1 protein-coding gene is annotated in these 241 nt (G+C 68.0%); it reads right to left on the bottom strand.

Annotated elements, in window-relative coordinates:
• A partial coding sequence (locus tag ACLBVC_RS24815) for a hypothetical protein (RefSeq protein WP_410151815.1) occupies nt 1–241 on the bottom strand: 241 nt, incomplete at both ends.

Raw genomic sequence — 241 nt, 5'->3', positions numbered from 1 at the left:
GTTTGGGTGGCCGTTGTCCGGCGTGCGCTGCGCGGCGAGTTGTCCGGTGAGCGAATAGACATTTTCGCTCTGCCAGCCGTCGCTGAACCGGCGGATGGTTTCGCGGTGCAGCCTGTCGCGGCTGAGTTCGAGCACCACGTCGTGCCCGAGCTTCACGCCCAGCAGGTGGCCGGGGCCGTAGGTCTGCCAGCGGATTTCCGGCAGGCCGTCGTAGCGGGCTGATGCCCCGAATCCGCGCGGA

This window comes from Rahnella selenatireducens (assembly GCF_046449555.1).
Lineage (GTDB): Bacteria > Pseudomonadota > Gammaproteobacteria > Enterobacterales > Enterobacteriaceae > Rahnella > Rahnella selenatireducens.
This window is presented reverse-complemented; position numbering and strand designations above follow the sequence as displayed.